Here is a 19,070-nt window from a genome sequence, read left to right as displayed (position 1 = left end):
GGGCGGCTGCTTATTTTTTTTAAATCTTCCTGCTTCCCCACCCCCGGCGGGCGGGCAACCACCACTTAGGGTCCCCCCCCCCGGGTTGCGCGGCGTCCGGGGGCCCCAACCCGTATTATTTCCGGCGGCGCGCACGACTAGATCGTGCAGTGCCAGCGAACCGTCGACCGCCCGGATCGTCGGCCAGTCCGCCCCCGACCCGTCGATCACCACCTCGGCACCGGCTTCGGCGCGCAGGGTGATCGAGCGTCCGTTCAGTTCCATCGTCTCGGCGTACGTGCCGGCCGCGATGACGACCGCGGCACCGTCCGGGGCGTCGAGCAGGGCCGCGCCGATCGTCGGGTAGGCGCCCGGACGATCGGCCGCGACGGTCAGGATGCGCGACATCAACTCGCCCGATCCAGCAGCCAGCCACGGTCGGCCGCCTTCACACCCGCCTGGAACCGGCTGCGCGCACCCAGCCGATGCATGATCTGCGCGACCATCCGCCGTACCGTCCGCACCGAGATCCCCAGCTGCGCCGCAGCCGCCTCATCGGTGGCACCGAGCCCGAGCAGCCGCAGCATCTCGCGCTCACGCATCGACAGGTCGGTGTCGTCCGGAAGGTCGTCGGCAGCCAGCGGTACGGCGTCCGGCCAGACCCGCTCGAACAGTTCGAGCACCGTAAGGACCACGCTGGACAACCGCAGTACGGCGACACTCCCGTTGGCCGAATCAGCCGGCAGTACGGCGACCTGGCCGTCGATCACGAGTGCGTTCATCGGCACCAGCGGCATCGTGCGGACAGCCGCACCGGCCATCGACATCGCCCCGAGATGACGGCACAGGTTCGGCGTCATCCGCGCGCTGTCAGGGTAGATCGCCCGGTAGCGCACGCCGTGCTTGACATCCCGCGGCCCGAACGCCGGCCCGGCGGGAGTGAGGTTGCTCAGGGCAATGACCTCGTCCTTGGCGCCGGCCAGCAGTTCGGCAATGGCACCCTGAGCGGGGACGTGATGGAACCCAGTGGGCCGGTTAATGAGGGTGACAGTCATGAGGTCTCCCGGTCTGAACTGACGAGTGGACGAAACCCGGTTATGGGGCCCCCGGCCTGGACTGAGGAGCGTAGGGAGCGAAGCGACTGGAGCGACGAGGGAAGGACGGGAATCAAGGCCCCATAACCCGCCGCGCGGAGCGTGGCAAAGTGCACAGTCATGAGATCTCTACCCCCAGAGGAAGCGTGCTAGCGACACCGGACGCGTGCCGGCCGTTCAGGCGTTCGGGCTCGACTCCGAAGGAGCGGGCCAGGGTGATCAGGATCGAGGTCGCCGAGTCGAGCGTGGCGGGATGTGCCGCGGCCAACCGGAGGACGACGTCGTGACGGGCGGAGGTGGTGTTGCCGGCGGCCGCGGTGACGGTGACGGCGATGGTCTGCGCGGCGCCGGTTCCGGTACCGAGCAGGCTGCCGACCAGGGCCTCGAGTCTCGCCGCAGGCAGCGAGGCGGATCCAACCAACCGGATGGTTAATTGATGGACGGGTCCGCAGGCCCAGGTCGACCAGCGTTCCTGGAGCTGACCGCGGCCCGCGTTGGCGTGGGCAAGGGCACCGATCGAGGCGAGTACGTCGGACTCGTCCAGGGCCAGGTACTCGACCTGCTCCCGGTCGAACCGCCGTACCAACCGGCGAACGGTGTTGGCGACAACCTGACGCAACTGCTCGTCGGTGGCGATATCCGGCGTCCGCTCGGCGGCGACGGCGATCCAGGTCCGCGGCTTCTGGTTCTGCTTGAGACCGGCGTGCAGGATCAGTTGCAACCCGACACCGACCGGCTGCTCGTCAGCCGCCTCGGCGAGCGAGGCGAGCTGCGGCAGCAACCGGTACTGCGCATCCGGCCCGAGCCGCAGCGCGACGCTGACCCCGGCCGACCGACTGAGTACGCCGTACGGCTGTTCCCGCACGGTCACCACATCGGTCGTCGTCCGGCCGAGCAGCGCACTGGCCAGGTTGATCGCGGTGCTGTCGCCGAGGTCGATCCGGCGCCGCCGCAACACGAACAGCAGCAAGATGCCGATCCACCGATACAGCCACTGCCCGCGAAGTCGGACCGCCGTGAGCAGCACCAACAACAGCGCAGCCACGGACGTCAGAATCAACACCGTCCGCGAGCCTGTCGTCGCGGCGGCGACCATCACCAGCGCAAGCTGCCAGCACACGATCTGCCCGACCCGAATCGCCCGATCCGGCCGCTCGACCGAGTCAGCCACCAACTCAGGAACAGGAGGCTGTACGACGATCGCCGAGCGCGCCACCGGCCCCGGTGCCGGAGCAACCGTGGGGACCGCGGCCGACGGCACCTTCACCGACGGTCGGGCCAGCGGAACCCCGACTGCCGTGGCCTGCGGAACCCGAGCAGCAGCAGGCGTGGCGGTGGCTTGACGATCGGCGGCCGGTGCGGCCGCCGTGGCCTGGGACCTCATGCGACCAGCTCCGCCTTCACGCGGCGCGTTTCAGTTGCCTGCAGCAACCGATAGGCGTGGTCGCGGGCGATCGGCAGCAGCTCGAACCGACCCGGCGCCGGTTCGGCGACCAGGTTCAGATCCATCAGCTGGTCGATCATCGCCTCAGCCTCTTCCGGTCGCACACCCGCCAGGCGCGAAGCCTGACCGACGTCGAACCAGCCCGAGCTGATCCGCCGGTACAGCTGCTGCACCGTCGGCTCCACCAATCCGTCGAACCGATTGAGCAGGTCAGCCAGCGCGTGGCAGCGACCGGTCGGGTCCTCGAGCTGAGCGGTCATCCGGCTCACCGTCCACGGCTGCCGGTTGCGGATCCGCTCGATCAGGTGCCGGATCGCACCTGGGTGCCCACTGGCGGCCGCCAGGATCTGCGCGTTGTCCGTCAGCTCCGCGGCTTCGCCCGGAGCCAGCAGATCCAGCGTGATCGCGCCGCTGCGATCGAGTCCAGCCAATCGCTTCCGGCTGATCACCAGCACCAGAGCAGCCGGGTCGTTCGGCAGCAGCGATCGCACCTGATCGGCGTGATCGACGTTGTCCAGAATCAGCAGCCCACCGGTCGGCGCAACCACGCTCGCGCCGCGGACGTCGACGTACTGCTGGGTCTCGTGCCCGGACAGCGCGGCCGCCTCGAGCGCGAAGGCCGTCTTGCCGATCCCCGGCATCCCGTCGATCGTGACGACCCCGGTCGCGCCGCGCAGCGACTCCAGCTCCGGCTCACGGCCGACGAATCCAGCGACGCGCGGCGGCAGGTTCGAGCTGACCGGCGCGACAACCGGTCGGCGGGTGTCCTCGCTCAGGATCTCCAGGTGCAGCGCGGTCAGCTCGGCACCCGGCTCGATCCCGAGATCGCGGACCAGCGCCGTACGGGCTCGCTGGTACGCCGCCAGCGCGTCGTGCCGGCGTCCCACCAGGCGGTACGCAGCCATCAGCCGGGCCCAGGCCAGCTCGCGCAGCGGCTCCTCCTCGGTGAGCACCCGCAGTACGGCGATCGCCTCAGACGGCCGGCCGAGTGCGAGATGCGCGTCGGCCAGGTCCTCGCGGAGTGTCCGGTGCAGTTCGGTGAGCCGGTCGACGGCTGAGGCCGCGTCGTCGGTGAGTCCGTCGTACGGGCAACCGCGCCAGAGATCGAGCGCCCGCCGTACGACGGTCACCGCTTCGGCGGCGGATCCGCGAGCGAGCAGCCCGCGAGCCTCGTCGCCGAGGGCGGACGCGGCGTCGGCGTCGAGCTCGCCGGACAGGACGCGGACCCGGTACGCACCCGGGCGGCTCTCGATCCGGTCGTCCGGGAGCGCCCGGCGGAGCTGCCAGACGTAGGTCTTCAGGTTGTTCTGCGCGGAGGCGGGCACGTCCCGGCCGGACCAGACGGCATCGATGAGCTGCTCGGTGCTGACCCAGGCGTTGCGGTGCAGCAGGAGCAGGGCCAGCACGGTGGCGGGTTTACCCCCGCCGACGTCGATCTGCGTGCCGTCCGGGCCGTCCACCTCCAGCGGGCCCAGCACGCGGAAGGCCGGTGACAGGGCCGGTGAGTGCGCTGAGTGACCGTTCATGACACATACGATCCGGGGTGACGATGACATTTCGATGACACAGAATCGGTGAGGGGTCCCTGTGCGGGTATTGGTGGTCGAGGACGACCCGGAGCTGCAGGTCGCGGTACCGGCCGCGCTCCGCTCCGCAGCGCTGGCGGTCGACCTGGCCGGCACGATCGCCGACGCCGACGAGGCGCTGTTCGTGAACGCCTACGACTGCGTGGTCTTCGACCGGATGCTGCCCGACGGCGACTCGATCGGGTACGTTCGCAGCCGCCGGCAAGACGGCTGGGCGGTCCCGGTACTGTTCCTGACCGCGATGGACCAGTTGGCCGACCGGGTCGACGGGTTCGAGCACGGCGGCGACGACTACCTGGTCAAACCGTTCGCGGTCGAGGAGCTGATCGTCCGGGTGCTCAGCCTGAGCCGGCGCGGCCCGACCATCCGGCCGCCGATCCTGCGGTACGCCGACGTCGAGCTCGACACCGGCCGCCGCGAGGTCCGCCGGGCCGGCGTCCTGGTCACCCTGCGAGCGAAGGAGTTCTCCGTGCTGGAGTTCCTGATGAGCCGGCCCGAGCAGACCGTCTCCCGGACCGACCTGATCGAACACTGCTGGGACGCCGCCGCCGACCCGATGTCGAACGTCGTCGACGTCACCATCACCCGGCTCCGCGCCCGCCTGCGCGGTGGTCCGGACCTCATCCAGGCCGTCCGCGGCCGCGGCTACCGCCTGATCAAGCCATGAAAGGCCCCGCCGCCGACCGCCTCCGCCGCCTCCGCTGGTGGCTCACCGCAGTCTTCACCGTCGCCAACACCGTAGGCCTCCTCATCCTGGCCCCGGTCGTCATCCGCCAGGACGCCCAACGCGACGTCGCCGCGGCGGACTACGCGGTCGGCACGGTGACCGCTCCCGTCCTCCGCTTGGCGAGCGCTGGAGCGGGCGGCAGCAACACCAGCCCGATCAACTTCGCCGGAGTGATCGCGGATCCCCTGTACCGGCAGTGTCCGCAGTTCGCGATTCTCACCGGCGACGCCTCGGAGGCCTTCGACCCGCTCTACAGCAAGCCGGGCTGCACAGCCGTGGACGAGGCCATGCTCAACCAACTGGCGGTCCAGGCGACCACCGGCAACGGACGCGTCATCCTGACCGACCTGGTGGCGCAGAACGGCCACCCGGTCCGGATCAAGGCCGAGCCGTTCCGGTTCCCCGAGACCAACCAGATCGGCGGTGCGGTCCTGGCTTGGGTGGATACCCAGAAGGAGGTGGACGCACATCAGCAACTGGTGTGGCTGGTTCTGGCTTTGTGTGCTGGGTTGATTGGTGCTGCTGCGGCGGCTAGCTACTGGTTGTCGGGGCGGGCGATTCGTCCGGCGATGGCTGCTCTCGAACAGCAGGAGACGTTGCTGGCCGAGACTGCCCACGACCTCCGCACCCCGGTCGCGGCACTACGTGCACTCGCGGAGACCGCCGTACGGGATCCTGGTCAGCGCGCCGAACTCCTCCCGCGCACAGTCCGCCTGGCCGGTCGCATGGGTGACATCATCGACGGTCTGCTTGTCCGCGCCCGGCTCGCGGCAGGCGTGGAACAGCTCGCCGTACAACCGGTCTGGCTCGACCAGCTCGTGGCCGGCGTCGTCGAGGACTTCCCCACCGAAGGCGCGCGGATCTCCCTGGTGACAGCGCCGAGCATGGTGCGCGCCGATCCGACCCTCCTGCAACGGGCCGTCGGCAACCTTCTCGACAACGCGTTGCGGCACGGACGGCTCCCCGGAGCCGCCGAGGCGATCATCACCGTCACGGTCGCCGACGGCCGGATCACCGTGGCCGATCAGGGTCCCGGGATCGATCCGGAGGTCGGTGAGGATCTGTTCGAGCGCTTCAACAGTGGTGGCGGTTCGAGCGGGCTCGGGTTGTCGATCGTGCGCTGGGTCGCGCTGTCGCACGGCGGCGATCTGAAGGTCTACAACGGCGACGAAGGCGGCGCGATCTTCGAGTTCCAGTTGCCGACAGAACGGCAGTAACCGGACATCTGGACCTTTCCTGGACAGGGGTTGGACCTGAAACGGCTACTCTCGGCGAGATGCTGAGGGGAGATCCATCATGAGTTCGACAATTCCTCCGGGTGAGGCGTACCGGCTGGTGGCCGACAACCTGGGCAAGGTGATCCACGGGAAGCCGGAGGTGATCCGGCTGGCCCTGACGGCGCTGTTCGCCGAGGGCCACCTGCTGATCGAGGACGTGCCGGGGCTGGGCAAGACCACGCTGGCCCGGTGTATCGCCCGCAGCATCGACGCGACCTGGAACCGGATCCAGTTCACCCCGGACCTGCTCCCGGGTGACATCACCGGTGTCATGGTCTACCACCAGGGCAACGAGACGTTCGAGTTCCATCCGGGTGGCATCTTCGCCAACGTGGTGGTCGCCGACGAGATCAACCGCGGTACGCCGAAGACGCAGTCCGCGCTGCTCGAGGTGATGGCCGAGCGCCGGGTCACCGTCGACTCGAACACGCGCGCGGTCCCGGATCCGTTCCTGGTCATCGGGACCCAGAACCCGATCGAGATGGAAGGCACGTACCGGCTGCCCGAAGCGCAGCTGGACCGGTTCCTGATGCGGATCGAGATCGGCTACCCCGATCACGACGCCGAGGTCCGGATCGTGCTCGGCGACACCGGCCGGATCGGGCCGGACTCACTCAGCCCGGTGATCGACGTACCGGCCCTGCGGAACGCGATCGCCGCCGTCCGCTCGGTCCATGTCGACCCCGCGATCAGCTCGTACGCCGTCAAGCTGGCGGCCGCCACCCGTGAACACACCGCGGTCCGGTACGGCGCCAGTCCGCGCGGAAGCATCGCCCTGGTCCGCGCGGCCCGGGCGTACGCGGCGACGGACGGGCGCGCGTTCACGACCCCGGACGACGTCAAGCAGGTCGCGCAGCCGGTCCTCGCGCATCGCCTGGTCCTGACCCCGGATGCCGAGCTGAGCCAGCGGCCGCCTGCTTCCGTGGTCGATGAGGTCCTCGCCGCGACGCCGGCGCCGACGGCGGGTGTCAACGCAGGCTGACACCTGCGGGCGAGCAACGGGGAGGAGGCCGGCAATGCAGTTCGACCAGCTGAAAGCGATCGTCCGCCGAGGCTCGGCGGTGAAAGAGAACGCTCCGCAGTGGCGTTCGCGGGCCACGCTCGCCGGCGTCGTCGCGCTCTGCGTCGTGGCCACCACCTTGGCCGTGACCACGGCCGGTGCGGATTCGTCCGGCCAGAAGTTCCTCCAGTCCGGGCACCTGATCTACAACAGCACCATCGGCGCGGTCTTCCACATCGACGGCGGCAGCAAGCGCGCGGACGGCTCAGTCGCAGTCCCGGGGCTCGCACCCGGCACCCAAGCCGTGCAGACCGACACCCAGGGCTACGTCCTGGCCCGCGGCAGCATCACCCGCTTCGAGAAGTCGACACTGCGAGTCGACGCGCCCGAGGCCTCCCCGTCGGACGAAGTACCTGTCGGTCTCAACGCCGGCGGTGTCGCGTACGCCGTCTATCGCGCGGCCGGCTCCATCGTCCGTCTCGGCCCGACCTCCTTGACCTTGAGCAACAACAACGCGCTCGGCCAGCCGGTCGTGACACCGGACGGGACGCTGTGGGTGCAGCGCCTGCTCAGCGGTGAGCTGTGCCAGTTGCCGGCCCAGGCCGGTCGCCTGACCTGCCCGGCCCAGCTGAAACACGGCAACATCGGCTCGCTGGCCGTGGTCCGCGACCAGGTCGTGTTCGTCGATACCACCGCCAGCCAGGTACGCACGGTCTCCGCGTCCGGGCTCGGCCGCCCGTTGACGATTCCCGGCGTGACGTTGTCAGCGCAGTCGATCGTCGCACCGAACGACGTCGACGGCCGGATCGCGATCGTCGAACCGGGCCAGTCCCGGCTGCACCTGGTCGACACCGCCGCGATCACCGGCGTACCGACCGCCGGATCGGCCACGGTCGAGAAGCCCTTGCCACCCGGCCGGTTCACCCAGATCGCCTCCTCCGGCCGCAACCTCGCGCTGGTCGACGAGTCCGGCAGCAAGCTCATCACCTTGGATGCCAACGGCAACCAGAAGGACAGCCGGCCGATCCCGGCTCCGTCCGGCACGGTCCAGCCGGCGAAGGGCGATCGGCCGCTGCTCGTCCGTGGTGCGGACCAGCGCCTGTACGTCGACACTGTCGGCGGCGAGCAGGCTCTCGTGGTGGACCGGGACGGCTCGGTCTCCGAACCGGTCCCGGCCTCGGGGCCGACGAAAACCCCGACGGTACCGATCAAGCCCTCGACCACTCCACCGCCATCGACCACGAGCAAGCCGCCGGTGCCGGATCCGATCCTCCCGCCGCGACGCACGATCGATCCCGGTGGCGACAAGACCACCACCACACCACCACGCCGGGTCGACCCACCACGTCGTACCGAACCCCCTCGTCGTACCGAACCGCCTCGTCGTACCGAACCGCCTCGTCGACCGGTCGAACCGCCGAGAACTCAGCAACCCAAGCCGCCGTCACCCAAGCCGCCGCCACCTTTGGTTGCGACACCGGCCGCCGCGCCGCTCTCCTTGCGCGCGGTCGCCGGCAACGGCCGGGTGACGCTGACCTGGAAGCGGCCGAACCTGAACGGCGGCACGTTCCTGCGCTACAGCGTCTTCCGGGTGAACGACAGCGCGCCCAACACGACCACGTCGGCTCGCTACACGTCCACCGGACTGAAGGACGCGACCAGGTACACGTTCCAGGTCCGCACGTTCACCCGGGGCTCCAACGGGAAGACACTCATCGGCGCCGCGGCGACCGTGTCGGCGACGACGAACCAAGGTGTGGAACCCTCGATCCGCATCCGGAAGGGTCCCTTGTACACGGGTGACGCCAACCAGTGTGACAACCCCAGTTACTGCTACTACATCCACATCACCGCCACCGGCTTGATGCCCAACGCCACCTACACGTTCGTCGGCCACACGTCGAACTACGGCATCCTGCACAGCGACAGCCTGAAGGTCGGACCGAACGGCAGCCTGACCGTCAACAAGTTCTACAACGACGACCGCGGTGGCACCGTCTGGGTGACGGTCGGCGACTACGAATCCAACCGTGTGACCTGGTAGGCGGAGATGAGACTTACTGGGCGTGGAATCGCCGTACTGCTGAGCTCGATCGCGCTGTATGCGCTGGGCGAGCTGGCCGGGTACGCGCTCTTCCGGGCGCTGGCCGGGATCGGGCTCGGCGCGTTGCTGGCCGCCGTCGTACTGACGCTGCGGCAGCCGCAGGTGACCGTGCACCGGGTGTTGTCGCCGGATCGGGTCGAACGCGGCCGGCCGGCGCTCGCGACGCTGCGGGTGCGCAACGAGGGCACTCGGCGGCAGGCATCGTTCTCGGCGCGGGACTCCGCAGGCGCTGCCTGGAAGGAGGTTCGGGTTCGCCAGCTCGGTCCTGGGATCGAGGCGACGTACCGGTATGAGCTTCCGACCTCGCGCCGCGGCCGCATCGATGTCGGCCCGCTGACCCTCGAACGGCGGGACCCGCTCGGCCTGACCCGCAACAGCAAGGCGACCGGTGAAGTCGGGACCCTGTGGGTGCACCCGCGCCGGCACCCGACCAAGACCGTGGTCGCCGGGCGTCCCCGGCACCACCATGTCGGCCGTACGGCGGACGACTCGCTCCGGGGTTCGGCCGACCTGCGCGACGTCCGGCCTTATGTGGTTGGCGACGAGGTCCGGCATCTGCACTGGAAGGCGACCGCGCGGACCGGGCAGCTGATGGTCCGCGACTACGCCGACCCGGACCAGCCGCGGCTGACCGTGCTGCTGGACACCCGGACCGAACCGTTGCCTGAAGCCACTTTCGAGGAGGCTGTCGAGGTGGCCGCGTCGATCCTGTTCGCGGCCTCCACTGCCGGGCACCGCTGCCGGTTCGTCACCACCGCCGGCGCCGACTTCGCCGCCCCGGGTGGCGCGGTGGCGTCGCGGATGTTCCTCGACGAGCTGTGCATCGTGCAGCAGCGCGACGACCGGTCCGCCCTGGTACCGGCCGTGCTCACCACCGGTACGTCGGCGGGCGGCGCGATCGTGGTCGTCACCGGCGCCCGCGGTTCCGCCGCCGACCTCGCCCCGCTGCTGACCCGCTATTCATCGGTCACCGCCATCGGCCTCGGCCCCGTGCAAGGAGTCGCTCCCATCCTCGGAGCCCAAGTAGTCCTCGCCTCAACCGCCCGCGAAGCACTGACCCAGTGGACGGGGGTCCTCCGATGAGCCCCGCGAATACTCGTCGCACGGTCGCGGCGCTGAGCGGGATTCTGCTTGGTGGGCTTTGCTTTGCGCCCGTCTTCGGGGTGCGGCACCTCTGGCTGCCGGTTGGCCTCGTCTGCTTGCTCGCGGCGATCGTGGCGGAGGTGTGTCGGCGTCGACCCGGGTTGCTCAGCTGGCGACCGTTGCTGGTGGTCGGCGCCGGACTACTGGCGATCATCGAAACGGTGCTCCAGGCAACCACTCTGGCCGGTCTACCCACCCTCTCGTCGGTCCGCGCCCTCGGTCATGGGCTGACCGCGTGGCGACTGACGCTCGAGTCGACCTGGCCGGCCCGCCCCGAACCCGATCTGCTGATCTTCGTTCCCCTGCTCGCTTTGGTGGCCTGCGTCCTGACGGTCGAGCTGCTGGACCGCGCCCCACCGCTGGTCGCCCTGCTGCCCGCGCTCGGCGTCCTCGGCGTGAGCCAGCTGTACGTCGCTGCCGAAGGCCTCACCGCCGTCCTGATCGCCGTCGGTTTCGGGCTGCTTGTGATCGCAGTCCTGATCCCCGACCACTTCGAGTACCGCAGGCTCACCCCGTGGGCCACGACCGCGGTCGTCACGCTCGCCGCGATCATCTGCGGACTCGTCGTGAGCACGATCGATCCGCACGGGCGAACGCCGTACTCGCTCCAGCGGGTGCAGACGGCGACGGCTCCGGCGAGCCGCCAGACGAGTCCGCTGGACGAACTGGCCGGCCGGCTGAGCCCGCAGGCCCGGGACAAGGTCGTGTTCAAGTACCAGACGTCCGCGCCGGTCGATCGCTGGCGGCTCGTTGCTCTCGACAGCTTCGACGGCGTCAACTGGACGGCCGACCACCCGCTGCTGCGGATGGGTTCCCAGCTCGCTCCCGGTCCCGAGGTACGGGTGGACACGACGACGCGGCGCGCGCTGATCCGGCCCGACGATGCGTTGGACGGCCCCTGGCTGCCCGGGCAGTTGTCGCCGGAGACCATCGGCAACGCCGCCGATCCGCAGGTGGAGCCGATCGGCAGCACGCTGGTCGTACCGGAGCAGCCCGACTACTACAACCTCGCCTGGGCCGAGCCGAAGATCGATGCGGACTACCTGCGCACCGCCGGTGTCGACAGCACCGCGCCCGGTGGACTGAACGACATGGGTCCCGTCCCACCTGAGATCGCCGACCTCAATCCGTTGGGCGGGAAGCGGGCCACGATGGAGACCGCGATCGCCCTGGAGAAGTACTTCCGCACGAACTACAAGCTGGCGAGCACGGCCGGCTCACCGCCGACCGGCTACAGCTGGCCGCAACTGAAGGAGTTCCTGGGCAAGACCAAGAACGTCGGCAGCAGCGAACAGTTCGCCGCCGCGTACGTCGCTCTGGCCCGGCAGAACTCGATTCCCGCGCGACTCGTGGTCGGCTTCCGTGCACCCGCCAAGCCCGATGCGGCCGGCTGGTACACGGTCACCAACAAGGACGCGTACGCCTGGCCCGAGGTCGCCGTCGCAGGCGTTGGCTGGTGGCCGCTCGACCCGGCCGTCGGTGCGCAGACCGGAAACAGCACCAACCCGACCGGCGCGGCCGCCTCGATCACCGACCAGGCACGCAAGTCCGTGCCGGATATCGAGCAGATCCAGGACCCCGAGACACAGCCTCCGTCCGGCGACGAGGCGGATGATGCGAACTCCGGTGGCATCCACCTCCCGCTGACCCCGATCTTCGCGGTCTCGGCGGCGTTGCTGCTGCTCTGGCTGGCCGGCGTACCGCTGCTCAAGCAGTTGCGGGCACAGCGGCGTCGCCGACGCGCGGGCAGCGCAGCGGTAGTCGGCGCCTGGGCCGAAGCCCGGGACCGCATCCGGGCGCACGGCATCCCGGTGACCTCCGGTATGACCGTGCGAGACCTCGCCCACGCAGCCCGCGATCTACCGGACACCGGCCCCGGACTCGCCAGCGTCGCGCAGGCCGTCGATCACGCGCTCTGGTCCGGCGGCCCGACCACGCCGGACGTGGCCGGGCAGGCCTGGACCGGTGTCCACGCCGTCCGCCGGGCGCTACGCTCCCGGCCCTGGCTGGATCGCTTCCAGGCCGCACTCGAACTACGCACCCTGATCCCAGGGCCGCGACAGAAATAGCTTTGTGGGTGACCAGGTCTGGCGGGCCGTGCCACCCTCAGGAGTTGTTGTTCAGCTGCGTTTGGTTTTGTCGTGCGAGGCAGGCCGGCGATCGTGCTGAGCCGCCTTCGCATCACTGGTCCGTGGAGCCGGGCACACCGGTCCGCGCGGCACCGGTCCGCCACCAAGCCTCCGGCTCTTCCACTGTTTTTCGTCGTAATCGTAGTAAGTGTCGACGCCTCCGACTGTCATCTGTGTCCTCCCGTCGCCCTGCTCTCCCGCTGCTGGCGAATTCCACACTCCGTTACCAGAACCCCGGATACAAGCGATTCCGCAAATCGACACCGAAGAACAAACTCGAACGCCGTCTTCTGTGCGTTTCGGCAGCAAATGCGAGAGATTCAGCGGACCAGGACGACCGCGACCGTATGTCCTGGCAAGCGAACGGCGTCGCCGAGCAGCTCCGGTTCCCCGAAGGCCAGCACCAGGTACGACGCTCCGGCGACCGGCACCACGGCCTCGGACGCGGCCAGATTCACCACCACGCGCAGATCGCCGCGGGTCACCACCAACCACCCCGGGCCTTCGGTGACGCCTACCGAACCAAGGCTGTCGTCCTTCAGCTCCGGCGACCGGGCCCGCAATGCCAGCAGGTCGCGGTACCAGGCGAGGAGCTCGCGATGCGGGGACTCGTCGACCTCGGACCAGTTCAGGACCGAGCTGCGCCAGGTCGCGGGATCCTGCGGATCCGGGATCTCCGAGGCATCCCAGCCGAAGGCGGCGAACTCCTGCCGGCGGCCGGTTCGGACGGCCTCGGCCAGGGTCGGCTCGTCGTGGTCGGTGAAGTAGCGCCACGGCGTGGACGCACCCCACTCCTCACCCATGAACAACATCGGCGTGTACGGCGAAGTGATCACCAGCGCGGCCCCGATCGCGTACTGCCCGGGCGTCAGCGCCGGTCGATCACCAAGCGCCCGGTTGCCGATCTGATCGTGGTCGGATGTATACACAAGGAACTGGCCACCACGATGCGTCGCCGGATCGACCGGGCGACCCCAGTCCTTCCCGCGGAACGTCGAGAAACCCCCGTCGTGCAGGAACACCTGGGTCAGCACCTTTGCAAACACCCCGGGCTCGGCGAAGTCCTCGTAGTACCCAGCGCTCTCACCAGTCAGGAGCGTGTGCAGCGCATGGTGGAAATCGTCGTTCCACTGCGCAGTCATTCCCCGCCCACCCGCAGCGACCGGCTCCACCATCCGCGGGTCGTTCAGGTCGGACTCGGCGACCAGCCCGAGCGGACGGCCGAGCTCTTCAGCCAGACTGGCGGTTTCGGTCGACAGCTGCGCCAGCAGGTGGGTCGGACTCTCATCGAGTAATGCATGTACGGCGTCCAGCCGCAGAGCGTCGATGTGGAACGAACGGAACCACCGGAGCGCGTTGTCGCAGATGAACCGGCGTACTTCGGTGCTACCGGTGTCGTCCAGGTTGACCGCCGGTCCCCACGGAGTGGTGTGGCGATCGGTGAAGTACGGGCCGAACGAGCCCAGATAGTTTCCGCTCGGCCCGAGGTGGTTGTAGACCACGTCGAGGCAGACAGCCAGTCCGACCTCATGACACCGATTCACGAACGCCTGCAGGGCTTCCGGACCGCCGTACGGTTCGTGGACGGCGTACAGATCGACACCGTCATACCCCCAGCCGTGGCGACCAGGGAACGCAGCCACCGGCATGAGGGACACGACCTCAACCCCAAGCAGCACCAGGTAGTCCAGGTGATCCGCAGCCGCAGCCAGTGTGCCTTCGGGAGTGAACGTGCCGATGTGCAGCTCGTAGAAGACCGCCCCGCGCACATCACGCCCGGTCCACTCACCATCGGTCCAGCGGAACCGATCCACGTCGAAGACGCGACTGAACCCGTGGACACCGTCAGGCTGCCAAGGACTGCGCGGATCCGGCAGCGGCTCACTGCCGTCGATCGTGAACGCGTAGTCCGTGCCATGGTGCGCTTCGACCACCTCACGCGCCCACCACCCGTCAGTACCCGGGTGCATCGGCAGCACGCCGTCGCGCAGCACCAGATCGACGGACGACGCGGACGGCGCCCAGACACTGAAGGTGTGCAAGTGCTCAGCTCCTCACGAGCAGTGCCACCGGGAGGTCCTCCAGCAGCTCCTGAATCCGAGCAGCTCCACTACCCACGTCTCGGCCGGTCAACACGTTCTTCCACTCACCACTCGGCAGTACGACGGTGCTGTCGCCCCAGCCACCCAGCCGATGCAGAGCGGCCGGCAGGCGGGTAGCAATGGTGATAACTGCATCCCCACGCGCAAATGCCACCGCATGCCCATTCGACGTGGGCAATGGGGTGTAGCCACCAGCAAACGCCTCCGGATACTGCCGCCGCAGTCGCAGCGCCCGCGCGGTCACCAGCAGCTTCTCGTCCGACAGGTCGTCCGGCCGCGCGCCCTCGTCCAACCGACGCAGCCGCTCAACCCGGTCCGAGTAATCGACCGCACGCCGGTTGTCCGGATCCACCAGCGACAGATCCACCAACTCGGTCCCCTGGTACACATCCGGTACGCCGGGCATCGTCAACTGCACGAGCTTCTGGCCGAGCGTCGCCGCCCGGACGAACTCGGTCTGCTTCCCCGCAAAGCGCCGTACCGCCTCAAGCACTGCAGAGTCGGCCAGCACCGCAGTCACGAAGGCAGCAACGGCCTGCTCGTACTCTTCGTCGGTCTCAGTCCAGGTGGTGTGCCGTTTAGCCTCGCGGATCGCCTTCAGCAGGTAGGCCTGCATGCGGTCCTCGGCGATCGGCCCGTCTCCCCAGGTACCGAACAGCGTCTGCCAGAACAGGTACTCCGTACTCCCGTCGAGCAACGGACTCCGGTGGTCCTCAGACAATCGCCGCCACTCGCGCACAGCCTCGGCCCACGCGACCGGCTGCTCGGACAGCACCCCGAGCCGCGCCCGCACGTCCTCAGAGCGCTTGGTGTCATGCGTGGACAGTGTGGTCATCGTCCGCGACCACCGCCGGTTCAGCTGGGCCGAGAACGCGTGGAACTCCTCCGGCGTCACTCCGAAATGCTCCGGATCCCCACCGACCTCGTTGAGCGAGGAGAGCCGGAACCACCGGTAGAACGCGGTGTCCTCAACGCCCTTGGCCATCACCGGCCCACAGGTCTGCTGGAACCGCACGATCAGCTCATGCCGCGCATGCTCGTCGATCCGGCTCGCAGTACCGGTCTCCCGGCCCAGCAGCAGGTCCAGTACGACGTCCAGCGTCTCCTGCCGGTCCTCGTCCAGGTGCTCACGCGCTCTGCCCGCAGCGCGTTCCAGCGCGCGCACGGCTGTCGGCGCCGGCTGCTCCCCCGGTACGACGTACGCGCGGTAGATGTCGAAGTGAACGAGCAGCTCCGCCACGACCTCGTGGAATGCCCGCCTGGTGTGGTCACGCAGTCTGACGTCGTCCTGGCAGATGCGAGCCAGCAACTCGACCAGCCGATGAACCTCGGCGTACTGGCCGTGTTTGACGATCTCCCGCTTCGCCTCCACCACCAGCGGGCCGAAGTCGGCCGGCTCGCCGGTCAGCTCAGAGTGCAGCGCAGCAAGAGGCGCTGCACCGGCAGGGTCGACAAAAAGACCGCCAACCCGCAGCAGCGCGTCATACCCGGTCGTACCGGCGCAGGGCCAGTCATGGGGTAGCTCTTCGTCGCCTTCGAGGATCTTCTCCACCACAACCCACGCACCGCCGGTCCGCTCGGCCAGCCGACGCAGATAGCCGCGTGGATCGGCCAGACCGTCCGGGTGGTCGATGCGGAAGCCATTCAGCTTCCCTGCCTGCAAAAGCTCGAACAGCAAGGCATGTGTGGCCTCGAAGACCTCCTGCGTCTCCACGCGCACCGCAGCGAGCGTGTCCACGTCGAAGAAGCGCCGGTAGTTCAGCTCCTCGTCAGCCACCCGCCAGTGCGCCAGCCGGTACCACTGCTCGGTCACCAGCTCCGCGATCGGCAGACCCTCAGTACCAGGCCGGAGCGGATACTCGTGCTCGTAATACCGCAGTACGTCGCCATCCACCGACAGCTCGCCGTCAGCGAGCACCTTGCCCAGCCGCTGCCCAAGAACCGCCATCAGCAGCGGCTGGTTCCCCGAACCCCAGTCGACGTCGAACCACTCGGCGTACGGCGATCCCGGCCCGTCCCGCAGCACGGACCACAGCGCCTTGTTCAGCCGAGCCGGTGTCGGTACGGCGACGTGGTTCGGCACCACGTCCGCGATCGCACCCATCCGATGCTCGGCCAGCCGGGCGGAGAGCCGTTCGAAGGCCGGCCTGCCGCCCATCGGCTCCGACAACCGGCTGTGATCCACAACGTCGTACCCATGAGTGGATCCAGGCGCTGCCTGGAGGATCGGGGACAGGTAGGTGTGAGAGATCCCGAGGCCGTACAGGTACGGGACGATCGCGGCCGCGTCCTCGAACCCGAACTCGGCGCGCAGTTGCAGCCGGTACGTCGCCTGCGGGATCTGGCTCATCCGGCAGTCCGCCGGGGTCGAGTCAGCACCAGCATGCCGTGATCCTCGATCCGGATCGTGCTGCCGGCCGTGTGCTCGCCGTCCTCGGCCCGGCCGGTCGGTCGGACGGTGTCGACCACCACCGACCAGGACTCACCGAACTCGGGGCCGGGGAGCAGGAAGTCCTCCGGCTCGTAGCTGCTGTTCAGCAGGATCAGGAACGAGTCGTCGACCACCGGCTCCCCGCGCGGATCCGGCTCGGAGATCGCGTCCCCGTTCAGGAAGACGGCCACCGCGCGAGCGTCGTCGCGGCTCCAGTCGCCGTCCTGCATCTCCTTGCCGTCCGGCGTGAACCAGACCAGGTCGCCCAGCCCGTCGACCCCCTGGTCGCCGTGGAAGAACCGGCGGCGCCGGAAGACCGGGTGCTCGTTGCGCAGCCGGACCAGCTCGCCGGTGAACTCCAGCAGATCCTTCTGCTCCTCGTCGAGGTCCCAGTTCACCCAGGCGAGCTCGTTGTCCTGGCAGTAGACGTTGTTGTTCCCCGACTGCGTCCGGCCCAGCTCGTCGCCGTGCGCGAGCATCGGGACACCCTGCGAGATCAGCAGCGTGGCCAGGAAGTTGCGTTGCTGCTTGGACCGCAGCTTACGCACGTTCGGGTCGTCGGTCGGGCCCTCGGCACCGCAGTTCCAGGAGCGGTTGTGGCTCTCGCCGTCCGTGCCACCCTCGCCGTTCGCCTCGTTGTGTTTCTCGTTGAAGGACACGAGGTCCCGCAGCGTGAAGCCGTCGTGGGCGGTGACGAAGTTGATACTGGCCAGCGGCCGTCGGCTGTCGTCGCGGTACAGGTCCGAGGAACCGGTCAGGCGGGAGCCGAACTCGGCCAGCGTGTACTTCTCGCCGCGCCAGAAGTCCCGGACCGTGTCGCGGTACTTACCGTTCCACTCGGTCCACAGCGGCGGGAAGTTGCCCACCTGGTAGCCACCGTCACCGACGTCCCACGGCTCGGCAATCAGCTTCACCTGGCTGACCACCGGGTCCTGCTGAACCAGGTCGAAGAAGGCCGACAGCCGATCCACTTCATGGAACTGACGGGCCAGCGTCGACGCCAGATCGAACCGGAACCCGTCCACGTGCATCTCGGTCACCCAGTAGCGCAGCGAGTCCATGATCAGCTGCAGGACGTGCGGGTGCCGCATCAGCAGGCTGTTCCCAGTACCGGTCGTGTCGTAGTAGTGCGACTTGTCCGAGTCCACCAGCCGGTAGTACGCCGCGTTGTCGATGCCCTTGAACGACAGCGTCGGGCCGAACTCGTTGCCCTCGGCGGTGTGGTTGTAGACGACGTCGAGGATGACCTCGATATCGGCCTCGTGCAGCGCCTGCACCATGGTCTTGAACTCGGTCACCTGCTGACCCCGGCTGCCCAGCGACGAGTAGGCGTTGTGCGGGGCGAAGAAACCGATCGTGTTGTAACCCCAGTAGTTCGTGAGGTTGCGCTCCTGCAGATGCCCGTCCTGCGCGAACTGGTGCACCGGCATCAGCTCGATCGCGGTCACCCCGAGCTCCTTGAGGTGATCGATGATCGCCGGGTGCCCGATCCCGGCGTACGTGCCGCGGATCTCCTCCGGCAGCCCCGGGTGCGTCTTGGTCAGGCCCTTGACGTGCGCCTCGTAGATCACCGTCTCGTGGTAAGCGTGGTCCGGCGGCCGGTCGTTGCCCCAGTCGAAGAACGGGTTGGTGACCACGGAGAGCATCGTGTGTTCCCGGTTGTCCATCGTGTTCAGCTCACCGGGGTTGCCGAACCGGTAGCTGAACAGCGACTCGTCCCCGTCGACCTGCCCGTCGATCGCCTTCGCGTACGGGTCCAGCAGCAGCTTGGACGCGTTGCACCGATGTCCCTCGGCGGGGTTGAACGGCCCGTGCACCCGGAACCCGTACCGCTGCCCCGGCTGCACCGAGGGCAGGTAGGCGTGGTGCACGAACCCGTCCACCTCGGTCAGCTGCACCAGCTGCTCGGTCCCGTCATCACCGATGAGGGCCAGATCAACGCGTTCGGCCACCTCCGAGAACAGCGCGAAGTTCGTCCCGGAGCCGTCGTACGTGGCTCCGAGGGGATAAGGACGGCCTGGCCATTTCTGCACCAGAAGACAGTAGCCACCCCG

Annotated in this window: 12 protein-coding genes and 1 pseudogene; 6 read left to right on the top strand and 7 right to left on the bottom strand. The window is 68.6% G+C overall.

The window, feature by feature from the left end:
- The 4 genes and pseudogenes from ACFCV3_RS08135 to ACFCV3_RS08120 all read right to left on the bottom strand — a co-directional run.
- A pseudogene (locus ACFCV3_RS08135) lies at positions 1 to 387 on the bottom strand (hypothetical protein); the annotation flags it as partial.
- Positions 387 to 1,034 (bottom strand): LuxR C-terminal-related transcriptional regulator, encoded by a 648-nt coding sequence (locus ACFCV3_RS08130; RefSeq protein WP_376027436.1) that lies wholly within the window; start codon positions 1,032 to 1,034, stop codon positions 387 to 389. The pseudogene ACFCV3_RS08135 and the gene ACFCV3_RS08130, both read right to left, overlap by 1 nt.
- 157 nt (positions 1,035 to 1,191) lie before the next feature.
- A complete protein-coding gene (locus tag ACFCV3_RS08125) occupies positions 1,192 to 2,457 on the bottom strand; it encodes a hypothetical protein (protein ID WP_376027433.1) in 1,266 nt (421 codons plus the stop codon).
- Positions 2,454 to 4,043, bottom strand: a complete 1,590-nt coding sequence (locus ACFCV3_RS08120) for a BTAD domain-containing putative transcriptional regulator (protein ID WP_376027430.1) — start codon at positions 4,041 to 4,043, stop codon at positions 2,454 to 2,456. The genes ACFCV3_RS08125 and ACFCV3_RS08120 overlap by 4 nt, the downstream gene beginning before the upstream one ends.
- A 61-nt stretch (positions 4,044 to 4,104) precedes the next feature.
- Between ACFCV3_RS08120 and ACFCV3_RS08115 the strand changes: the two genes are divergently transcribed.
- From ACFCV3_RS08115 to ACFCV3_RS08090, 6 genes are all read left to right on the top strand, one after another.
- Complete coding sequence (locus ACFCV3_RS08115; protein ID WP_376027428.1) at positions 4,105 to 4,770, top strand: response regulator transcription factor; 666 nt, start codon at positions 4,105 to 4,107, stop codon at positions 4,768 to 4,770.
- Positions 4,767 to 6,047, top strand: coding sequence for a sensor histidine kinase (locus tag ACFCV3_RS08110; protein WP_376027426.1), 1,281 nt, complete (start codon positions 4,767 to 4,769; stop codon positions 6,045 to 6,047). Before ACFCV3_RS08115 ends, ACFCV3_RS08110 begins: the two co-directional genes overlap by 4 nt.
- A gap of 79 nt (positions 6,048 to 6,126) precedes the next feature.
- Positions 6,127 to 7,089: an AAA family ATPase gene (locus tag ACFCV3_RS08105; protein WP_376027423.1), complete on the top strand. Its 963-nt coding sequence runs from the start codon at positions 6,127 to 6,129 to the stop codon at positions 7,087 to 7,089.
- A gap of 34 nt (positions 7,090 to 7,123) precedes the next feature.
- Complete coding sequence (locus ACFCV3_RS08100; protein ID WP_376027421.1) at positions 7,124 to 9,151, top strand: fibronectin type III domain-containing protein; 2,028 nt, start codon at positions 7,124 to 7,126, stop codon at positions 9,149 to 9,151.
- A gap of 6 nt (positions 9,152 to 9,157) precedes the next feature.
- Positions 9,158 to 10,294: a DUF58 domain-containing protein gene (locus ACFCV3_RS08095; protein WP_376027419.1), complete on the top strand. Its 1,137-nt coding sequence runs from the start codon at positions 9,158 to 9,160 to the stop codon at positions 10,292 to 10,294.
- Positions 10,291 to 12,423: a DUF3488 and DUF4129 domain-containing transglutaminase family protein gene (locus ACFCV3_RS08090; RefSeq protein WP_376027417.1), complete on the top strand. Its 2,133-nt coding sequence runs from the start codon at positions 10,291 to 10,293 to the stop codon at positions 12,421 to 12,423. The genes ACFCV3_RS08095 and ACFCV3_RS08090 overlap by 4 nt, the downstream gene beginning before the upstream one ends.
- Before the next feature lie 380 nt (positions 12,424 to 12,803).
- On the opposite strand, the gene treZ is transcribed toward ACFCV3_RS08090, so the two are convergent.
- Genes treZ through glgX form a run of 3 tightly spaced genes read right to left on the bottom strand, consistent with a single transcriptional unit; the run spans position 12,804 to position 19,049 of the window.
- Positions 12,804 to 14,525: a malto-oligosyltrehalose trehalohydrolase gene (gene treZ / locus ACFCV3_RS08085; RefSeq protein ID WP_376027415.1), complete on the bottom strand. Its 1,722-nt coding sequence runs from the start codon at positions 14,523 to 14,525 to the stop codon at positions 12,804 to 12,806.
- 4 nt (positions 14,526 to 14,529) lie between these two features.
- A complete protein-coding gene (treY, locus tag ACFCV3_RS08080; protein ID WP_376027414.1) occupies positions 14,530 to 16,935 on the bottom strand; it encodes a malto-oligosyltrehalose synthase in 2,406 nt (801 codons plus the stop codon).
- Complete coding sequence (glgX, locus tag ACFCV3_RS08075; protein ID WP_376027411.1) at positions 16,932 to 19,049, bottom strand: glycogen debranching protein GlgX; 2,118 nt, start codon at positions 19,047 to 19,049, stop codon at positions 16,932 to 16,934. Before glgX ends, treY begins: the two co-directional genes overlap by 4 nt.
- Positions 19,050 to 19,070: the final 21 nt, after the last annotated feature.

It is taken from the genome of Kribbella sp. NPDC056345 (assembly GCF_042262745.1).
GTDB lineage: Bacteria > Actinomycetota > Actinomycetes > Propionibacteriales > Kribbellaceae > Kribbella.
The sequence above is the reverse complement of the archived record's forward strand: the minus strand, read 5'-3'. Positions and strand labels throughout refer to the sequence as shown.